This window comes from Actinomadura kijaniata NBRC 14229, assembly GCF_001552175.1.
Taxonomy (GTDB): Bacteria; Actinomycetota; Actinomycetes; order Streptosporangiales; family Streptosporangiaceae; genus Spirillospora; species Spirillospora kijaniata.
This window is the reverse complement of the sequence record NZ_BCQR01000264.1, coordinates 1-9674: the sequence shown is the minus strand read 5'-3', so window position 1 is coordinate 9674 and position 9674 is coordinate 1. Positions and strand designations below refer to the sequence as shown.

At 75.6% G+C, this 9674-nt stretch carries 1 protein-coding gene; it reads right to left on the bottom strand.

Features of this window, described 5'->3' with window-relative positions; translation table 11 throughout:
• The coding region (locus AKI01S_RS46750) for a type I polyketide synthase (RefSeq protein ID WP_157420664.1) at nucleotides 1-9639 on the bottom strand (9639 nt) is incomplete at its 3' end.
• Between the last annotated feature and the right edge of the window lie 35 nt (nucleotides 9640-9674).

The window sequence follows — 9674 nt, the reverse complement described above, 5'->3', positions numbered from 1 at the left end:
GCGGCGGGCGTCCGACATCCGCTCCACCAGCAACAGCCCGACGCCCTCACCCCAGGCGGTCCCGTCGGCCGCGCCCGCGAACGGTTTGCACCGCCCGTCCGGCGCCAGCCCGCGCTGCCTGCTGAACTCCACGAACAGCGTCGGGGTCGCCATGACCGCGACGCCGCCCGCCACCGCGAGGTCGCAGTCGCCGTTGCGCAGTGCCTGGGCGGCCAGGTGCAGGGAGACCAGGGAGGAGGAGCAGGCGGTGTCGACCGTGACGGCGGGTCCCTCCAGGCCGAGGACGTAGGCGATGCGGCCGGACGCGACGCTCGTCGTGGAACCGGTGATCAGGTAGCCCTCGGAGCCGGTGCCCGTGGACCCCGCGTTGATCCCGTACTCCTGCGCGGCCGTCCCGATGAACACCCCGGTGCCGCTTCCGCGCAGCGACGTCGGGTCGATGGCGGCGTTCTCCAGCAGTTCCCAGGTGGCCTCCAGCAGCAGCCGCTGCTGCGGGTCGGTGGCCAGCGCCTCGCGCGGGCTGATCCCGAAGAACTCCGCGTCGAACACGTCCGCGTCGTGCAGGAACCCGCCGTGCCGCAGGTAGGTCGTCCCCCGCCGGTCGGGGTCCGGGTCGTACAGCCCGTCCAGGTCCCAGCCCCGGTTGGCGGGGAACTCGCCGATCGCGTCGACCCCGTCGGCCACCAGCCGCCACAGCGCGCCCGGGGTGCGAACGCCGCCCGGGAACCGGCACGCCATGCCGACGATCACGATCGGATCCTGGTCGGCCGCGCCCGCCGGCGGGGCGGGCCGTCCGGCCGCCGTCCCCGCGCCGGGCCGCTCCGCGCCCACCAGTTCCACGGCCAGGTGCTCGGCCAGCGCGCTCGTCGTGGGGTGGTCGAAGACCAGGGTGGCGGGCAGCCGCAGCCCGGTCGCGGCGTTGATCCGGTTGCGCAGCTCGACGGCGGTGAGCGAGTCGAAGCCCAGGTCCCGGAAGCTGCGGTCGACATCGACCGCGTCCTGGCCGAGGTGCCCCAGCACCGCCGCCACGTTCGACCGGACCAGGTCCACCAGCAGGTCGCGCCGTTCGGCCGCGCCGAGCGCGCGCAGGCGTTCGGTCAGCCCGTCGGCGGCCGCCCTCCCGGCCGTGCCGGCCACGCGCCGGACGGCCGAACGGGCGATCGTCCGCAGGATCGGCGGGAGGGTCCCGTCGTCGGCGCGGACGGTCGCCGGGCGCAGCGCGGCCAGCACCAGCGGGGCGTGCCGCTGGAGCGACAGCCCCGCGTCGAACAGGGCCATCCCCTGCTCGGTGCGCAGCGCCGCGCTGTTGCGGGTGAGCCGCGCCTTCCCGACCGTGTCCAGGTCGGCCGTCATCGAGCTGGTCTCCGCCCACAGCCCCCACGCGAACGACGCGGCGGGCAGGCCGAGCGACCGCCGGTGGGCGGCGAGCGCGTCGACGAAGGTGTTGGCGGCCGCGTAGACCGACTGGCCCGGGTTGCCGATCGTGCCCGCGGCCGAGGAGAACAGGACGAACGCGTCGAGCGGAAGGTCCCGGGTGAGCACGTGCAGGTTCCACGCCGCGTCCGCCTTGGGCCGCAGGACCCGGTCCGCCTGCTCGCCGGTGAGCGCGGTGAGCACGCCGTCGGCCAGTACCCCTGCGGTGTGGACGACGGCGGTGAGGGGGTGCTCGGCCGGGATCCCGGCGAGCAGGGCGGCCAGCGCGTCGCGGTCGGCGGTGTCGCAGGCCGCGATCGTCACGTCGGCGCCGGCGCTCTCCAGCTCGGCCGCGAGCTCCGGCGCGCCGGGGGCGTCCATGCCGGAGCGGCTGACCAGCAGCAGGTGCCGGACGCCGTGCCGGGCCACCAGGTGCCGGGCGAGATGACCGCCGATCGTGCCGGTCCCACCGGTGATCAGCACCGTTCCGTCCGAGGTGAGGACGGTCGCCTCGGCGTCCCGCTCCGGAGCCACGGCGACCAGCCTCGGCAGGTGGGGTTCGCCGTCGCGCAGCACGACCTGCGGTTCGCCGGTGCGGACCGCCGCGCCGAGGGCCCGCGCCGAGGCGTCGGTCCCGTCCAGGTCGACCAGCGCGAACCGGTCCGGCTCCTCCCACCACGCGGCGCGCAGCAGGCCCCACGCGGTCGCGGCCGCCAGATCCCGCACCGGGTCGTCGGCGTCCACCGGGACGGCCCCGCGCGTGAGCACCACCAGCCGCGACGCCGCGAGCCGCTCCTCGGCGAGCCAGTCCTGCACCAGGCCGAGAACCCGCCGGGTGACGTCGTGGGCCGCCGCCACAGGGTCGTCGTCCTCGGGGGGTCCGGCGTGGCACGGCAGCAGCACCACCTCGGGGGCGGGCGTCCCGGCGTCCATCGCGCGGACCAGGTCGTCCAGCTCGCGGTAGCGGGGCAGGTCGGCGACGGCGTCGCCGAGCACCGCCCACGCACCCGTGTCCACCGGCGACGTGTCGGCCTCCACCGGCGTCCAGTCCAGACGCCAGATCGCGTTGGGCGGACGGCGGGGCGTGTCGAGCCGGTCGGCGGTGAGCTCCCGCAGCCGCAACGCGGACACCTCGACGACCGGCCGCCCCTCCTCGTCGGCCATCACCAGCGCCGCCGTCGTCTCGTCCACCGGCGTCACCCGGACCCGCAGCACGCTCGCCTCGGTGGCGTGCAGGGTGACCCCCGACCAGGAGAACGGCAGCCGCACCGGGCCGTCGCCCATGCCGAGGGCGGTGGCGTGCTGGGCCGCGTCGAGCAGGGCGGGGTGGACGGCGAAGCCGGTGGGGTCGGTGTCGTCGGGGAGCCGGACCTCGGCGTAGAGGACGTCCCCGTCCCGCCAGGCGGCCTGGAGCCCCTGGAAGACGGGGCCGTACAGGTAGCCGAGACCGGCCAGCCGCTCGTACAGGTCGTCGACCGGCACCGGCGTCGCGCCGGGTGGCGGCCAGGCCGCGGCGAACCCGGTCGACCCGGCCTCCGGAACGGCCCCGGTGACGGTGCCGCTCGCGTGCCGCGTCCACGGCTGGTCGGGCTGGTCGGCGGGGCGCGAATGGACGGTGACCGTGTGGTCGCCCCGCCCGTCCGGCGCGATGGCGACGTGGAGCTGGACGGCCGCCGTGCCGGAGAAGGTCAGCGGGTTCTCCACCGTCAGCTCTTCCACGTGCCGGTGACCCAGGTGGGCGGCCGCGTGCAGCGCGATGTCCAGGAAACCGGTGCCGGGCATCAGCACCGTTTCCAGAACGGCGTGGTCGGCCAGCCACGGATGGGTGGTCGTGGAGATCCGCCCGGTGAAGACGTGCCCCTGCTCCTCCGGCAGGTCCGTGGTGCTCCCGACGACCGGGTGGCCGGTGGTGGTGTGGCCGGGCTGGGGTGTGGTGGTGGGGGTGAGCCAGTAGCGCTGGTGTTGGAAGGGGTAGGTGGGCAGTGGGGTGTGGGGGGCGTGGGGGTTGGTGGGGTGGAGTGGGTTGGTGGTGATGCCGTGGACGCGGGCGGTGGCGAGAGCGTGGAGGAACTGGGTGGGGGTGCCGTGGTTGCGGCGCAGGGTGCCGATGGCGATGGCGTTGGGGTTGTCCTGGATGGCGGTGGTCAGGACGGGGTGGGCGCTGATTTCGATGAAACGGGTGTGTCCGGTGCCCAGGAGGGTGGTGAGGGTGGGGTGGAACTGGACGGTGTTGCGCAGGTTGTCGTACCAGTAGCGGGCGTCGAACAGCGCTTCTGGGTTTGCGCCTTGGACGGTGCTGTGGATGGGGATGTCGGGGGTGGTGGGGGTGATGTCGGCCAGGGCGGTGAGGATTTGTTCTTGGAGGGGTTGGACGTGGGGTGAGTGGGAGGCGTAGTCCACCGGGATGGTCTTGGCCCCGGGGTGGGCGTTGACCAGGGCGGCCACGGCGTCGGTGTCCCCGGAGACGATGGTGGTGGTGGGGGAGTTGATGGCGGCGATGGAGATGCCATCGCCGGTGGGGATCTGGTCGGCGGGCAGGGGGATGGCGGCCATCGCGCCGTTGCGGTTGTGAGTGCGAATGGCTTGGGAGCGCAGCGCGACGATCTTGGCGGCGTCGTTCAGGCTGAGGGCTCCGGCGATGTGGGCGGCGGCGATTTCGCCTTGGGAGTGGCCGATGACCGCGTCGGGGTGGACGCCGTGGTGTTGCCAGAGCCGGGCCAGCGACACCATGATCGAAAACAGCGCGGGCTGGACGACGTCGACGCGTTCCAGGGCGGAGGCGTCTCCGAGGACCTCAAGCAGGGACCAGCCGGTGTGAGGGCGCAATGCTTCGTCGCAGGCTCGCAGGTGTTCGGCGAAGACCGGGGAGCTCTGCATCAGTTCCAGGCCCATTCCGGCCCATTGGGAGCCCTGGCCGGGGAACACGAACACCGTCTTGCCCGCCGTCGCGGTTCCCTCGATCAGTTGCGGGTGCGGCTGGTGGAGGGTGAAGGCGCGCAGGGCTTCGGTCAGCCCGGTGGCGTCGTCGCCGATGACCGCCACGCGGCGGGGGAACGCGGTGCGTGTGGCGAGGGTGGCGGCGACCGCCGCCGGGTTCAGGTCGGGGTTGGTTTCCAGGTGTTCCAGTAGGCGTTCGGCCTGATCTCGCAGAGCGGCTTCGGTCCGGGCCGACAGCAGCCATGCCATTGGGCCGGTGTGCTCTTCCGGCTCCGCGGACGCCGGGTCCGGGTCCGTCTCCGGCGCCTGTTCCAGGATGACGTGGGCGTTGGTGCCGCTGATGCCGAACGACGACACCGCCGCGCGACGGGGGCGGTCGAGTTCGGGCCAGTCGCGGTTGTCGGTGAGCAGTTCGACGCGTCCGGCGTCCCAGTCCACGTGCGGGGACGGCTCGTCCACATGCAGGGTGCGCGGCAGCACGCCGTGCCGCATCGCCTCGACCATCTTGATGATCCCGGCGACGCCTGCGGCGGCCGCGCTGTGCCCGATGTTCGACTTGATCGAGCCCAGCAGCAGCGGTTGCTCGCGGTCCTGCCCGTAGGTGGCGAGCAGCGCGTTCGCCTCGATGGGGTCGCCGAGCCTGGTGCCGGTGCCGTGCGCCTCGACCGCGTCCACCTCGGCGGGGGTCAGACCGGCGTTGGCCAGCGCCTGCCGGATCACCCGCTGCTGCGAGGGGCCGTTGGGCGCGGAGAGCTGGCTGCTTCGGCCGTCCTGGTTGACGGCCGAGCCCCGCACCACCGCGAGGATCTGGTGGCCGTTGCGCCGGGCATCCGACAGGCGTTCGACCAGCAGCAGCCCGACGCCCTCCCCCCAGCCGGTGCCGTCGGCCGCCGCGGCGAACGACTTGGACCGCCCGTCGGGGGCCAGGCCCCGCTGGCGACTGAAGTCGATGAACGACGCGGGCGTCGCCATGACCGACACGCCGCCGGCCAGCGCGAGGTCGCATTCGCCGTTGCGGAGCGCCTGGATCGCCAGGTGCAGCGCGACCAGCGAGGACGAGCAGGCGGTGTCCACCGAGATGGCCGGGCCTTCGAGCCCGAACGTGTAGGCCAGGCGGCCGGAGACGATGCTCGCCGCGTTGCCGGTGATCAGGTAGCCGTCGAGGTCCTCGTTCCCGTACACCAGGGTCAGGTAGTCCTGGCCGTTGGTGCCGGTGAACACGCCGGTGCGGCTGCCGCGCAGCGTCTCGGGGTCGAGCCCGGCGTTCTCGAACGTCTCCCAGCTCGTCTCCAGCAGCAGGCGTTGCTGCGGGTCCATCGCCAGCGCCTCGCGCGGGCTGATCCCGAAGAACTCCGCGTCGAACGCCCCCAGGTCGGGGAGGAAGCCGCCGAAGCGGGTGTAGGTCGTGCCGCGCCGCTCGGGGTCGGGGTCGAAGAGGGAGTCCAGGTCCCAGCCCCGGTCGGTGGGGAACTCCCCGATGGCGTCGGTGCCCTCGGCGACCAGCCGCCACAGGGCCTCCGGTGAGGTCGCCCCACCGGGGTAGCGGCACGCCATGCCCACGATTGCGATCGGCTCGTCGTCGGCCCGGACCGTCGGGAGGGCCGTCGCGGACGGCTGCCGGACGCCCAGCAGCCGGTCGCGCAGGTGTTCGGCCAGCGCGGTCGCGGTCGGGTGGTCGAACAGCAGCGTGGCGGGCAGCGGCAGGTCGATCGCCGCGCTCAGCCGGTTGCGGAGCTCGACGGCGGTGAGCGAGTCGAAGCCGAGTTCCTGGAGCGGGCGCCGGTCGTCGACCGACTCGGCGCCCGCGTGGCCGAGGACGGCGGCGACGTGCGTGCGGACCAGCGTCAGGACCTCGCGGGTCCGTTCGTCCCCGGACAGCTCGCGCAGGCGTCGCGCCAGGTCGCGGCCGTCGGTTCCGGGGCGGGCCGCCGGGGCGCGGACGAGGCCGCGGAAGATCGGCGGGAGTGTCCCGGCCCGCGCCAGGGCGCGGAGTCCGGCGAGGTCGAGCCGGACCGGCACGAGCCGGGTCCGGCCGGTGGCGAGGGCCCGGTCCACGGCGGTGAGGTCCTGCTCCTCCGACCCGGGCCGGACGCCCGTGCGCGCGACCCGCGCGGAGTCCTCCCGGGGGCCCCAGGCGAGGGAGACGGCCGGGAGGCCCGCGCGGATGCGCTGGTGGGCGAGCGCGTCGAGGTAGGCCGCGGCGGCGGCGGTGTTGGCCTGCCCGGGAGCGCCGACGGTGCCCGCGGCGGAGGAGAAGAGCAGGAAAGCCGTCAGGTCGGCGCCGGTGGTCAGCTCGTGCAGGTGCCGGGCGAGTCCGGCGCGCGGGCCGAACACGGCCGTGACGCGGTCGGGCGTGAGCGCGGTGAGCACGCCGTCGTCGGTGTCCTCCACGGCGTGGACGACGGCCGTCAGCGGATGTTCCGGCGGGACGTGGGCCAGCAGGTCGGCGACGCTCGCCCGGTCGGTCAGCGCGCCGGGGGCGACGGTGACCGTCGCGTCGAGCCCGGTGAGGTCCGGTGGCGTCGCGCCGGGCGTCAGCCCGAGGAGCAGGCGGCGCACGCCGTGCTCGGTCACCAGGTGGCGGAGGAGCGGGGCCACCCGCCCCCCGGAGCCGCAGACGACGAGCACGGTGCCGTCCGGGTCGAGGGTCCGCGCGGGCTCGCCGGGCGTGTCCGGGGAACGGACCAGCCGGGCCGCGTGGGGGACGCCGTCGCGGACGGCGAGCTGGGTCTCGTCGGTGGCCAGCGCGGCCCGGACCGGGGTCGCGGTGGCGTCGTCGTCGAGGTCCACGATGACGAACCGGCCGGGGTGCTCGGCCTGTGCCGAGCGGAGCAGCCCCCAGACGGCGGCCTGGCCGAGGTCGTCGATCCGGTCGTCGGCGCGCACGGCGACGGCGTTCCGGGTGAGCACCACCAGGCGCGCGCCGGTGAACCGGTCGTCGGCCAGCCACGACCGGAGGAGCTCCAGCGTCCGGACGGTCAGGGTCTCCGGCTCGCCCGCCGGGCACGGCGCGAGCACCGTGTCCGGCGCCGCCGCGCCCGCCTCGACCAGGTCTCCCAGCGCGGCGAGGTCGGGAACGCGCTCGCCGGGGAACGCGGCGGCGCCGTCACCGAGGATCGCCCAGCGCGGCTCGTCGGCGGCCGACGACACCGCGACCGCCGTCCAGCCCGCCTCGTATCCGGTGTCGTGGGCGGCGCGGTCGAACTCGCGGGGGCCGACCGTCCGGAACGTGACCGACCCGATCGTCGCGACGGCCGTGCCGGTGGCGTCGGTGACCCGTGCCGAGGCGCTGTCCGGGCCGGTGGGCGACAGCGAGATCCGGAGTTCGGCCGGGGCGGCGGCGTGGACGGCGACGTCCTCCCAGGCGACCGGGACGCGCGGCTCGTCGGCGTCGGCGGCGGCCGCCGACAGGGCGGTCTGGAGGAGCGCCGGGTCGAGGACGAACCCGCTCCGCGCCGTCTCGTCGGCCGTCCCGACGTCGGTGTGGAGGACGTCCCCCGCGCGCCACGCCGCGCGCAGCCCGGTGACGGGGTCGGCGCCGGAGTGGCCGAGCGCGAGGAGACGGTCCGCGAGTTCCTCCGGGGCGACCGGGACCGCGCCCGGCGGGGGCCACGCGGCGGGGGCGTCGGCGGCCGGAGCGGAACCACTGGCGATCGTGCCGGTGGCGTGGCGCGTCCATGGGGCGTCGGGGTCGCCCGCGGGCCGGGAGTGAACGGTGATCGCGCGTCGGCCCCGGTCCTCCTGGCCCACGGAGACGTGCAGCCGTGTCGTGCCGGTGTCGGGCAGGACCAGCGGCGTCTGGACGGTGAGGGTCTCGACGGCGGTGAGCCCGACGTGCCGGGCGGCGTGCAGCGCGATGTCCAGCAGGACCGTCGCCGGGACGACCGTCGCCTCCCGGATCGCGTACGCGGCCAGCCAGGGGTGGGTGGCGGCCGACAACCGCCCGGTGAAGATGAGACCCCGCTCGTCGGGCAGCTCGGTCACCTCGGTGATCACCGGGTGTCCGGTGCCGGTGCCGCCCTGCGCGCGGCCCGCGGGGTGGAGCCAGAAGTGCCGGTGCTGGAACGGGTAGGTCGGCACGTCCACCCGCTCGCGCGGCCCGAAGAAGGCGGCCCAGTCGACGGGCACGCCGCGCGCGTGGATCCGGCCGAGCCCGGCCACGGCCTGGGCGGGTTCGGGGCGGTCGCGGTGCAGCAGCGGGACGAACGCGGCGTCGGGCGCGCACTCGGGGCCCGCCGCCGAGAGCGCGGCGTCCGGGCCGAGCTCGACGAACGTCGTGACCCCCAGGGAGCGCAGCGTCCGCACCGCGTCGGCGAACCGCACGGTCGCCAGGACGTGCCGGACCCAGTACCCCGGGGTGGCCCACTCGCCGGTCGCCTCGCCGGACACCGTGGACACGACGGGGATCTCCGGCGCGCGGTAGGTGACGCTCTCCGCCACCGCGCGGAAGTCCTCGACCATCGGCTCCATCAGCGGCGAGTGGAAGGCGTGCGAGACCCGCAGCCGGGTCGTGCGGCGTCCCCGCGCGGCGAACTCGCCGACGATCGCCTCGACGGCGTCGCGTTCCCCGGAGACCACGACCGACCGCGGCCCGTTGACCGCCGCCAGCCCCGTTCCGGCCGTGAGCAGCGGCCGGACCTCCTCCTCGGTGGCCCGCACGGCGGCCATGGCCCCGCCCTCCGGCAGCGCCTGCATCAGCCGCCCGCGCGCGGCGACCAGCCGGGCGGCGTCGGCCAGCGACAGCACCCCGGCCGCGTGGGCGGCCGCCAGCTCGCCGACCGAGTGCCCGGCGAGCAGGTCGGGCCGCACGCCCCACGACTCGGCCAGCCGGAACAGCGCGACCTCCACCGCGAACAGCCCGGCCTGCGCGAACTCCGTCCGGTTCACCCGGTCGGCGTCGTCGCCCCACAGCACGTCCCGCAGCGGGACGTCGAAGTGCCGGTCCAGTTCGGCGACGACGGCGTCGAAGGCCGCGGCGAAGGCGGGGAACGCGGCGTGCAGCGCGCGGCCCATGCCCGGCCGCTGCGCCCCCTGCCCGGTGAACAGGAACGCGACCCGGCCCTCGGCCGTCTCCTCGGCCGCGACGGAGCCGTCGGCCAGCGCGTCCAGGGCGGCGGCGAGCTCCGCGCGGTCGGCGCCGGTCGCCACCGCGCGGTGGTCCAGCGCGGCCCGGCCGAGGGCGAGTTCGCGCCCGGCGGCGGCGAGAGCCCCGTCGGGGAGATCCTCCAGGAGGGCGCGGAGCGCGGCCGCCCGGTCGCGGACCGCCCGCGGGTTCCGGCCGGAGATCACCCACGGTACCGCCGGGGGCGCGGGCGGTTCCTGGA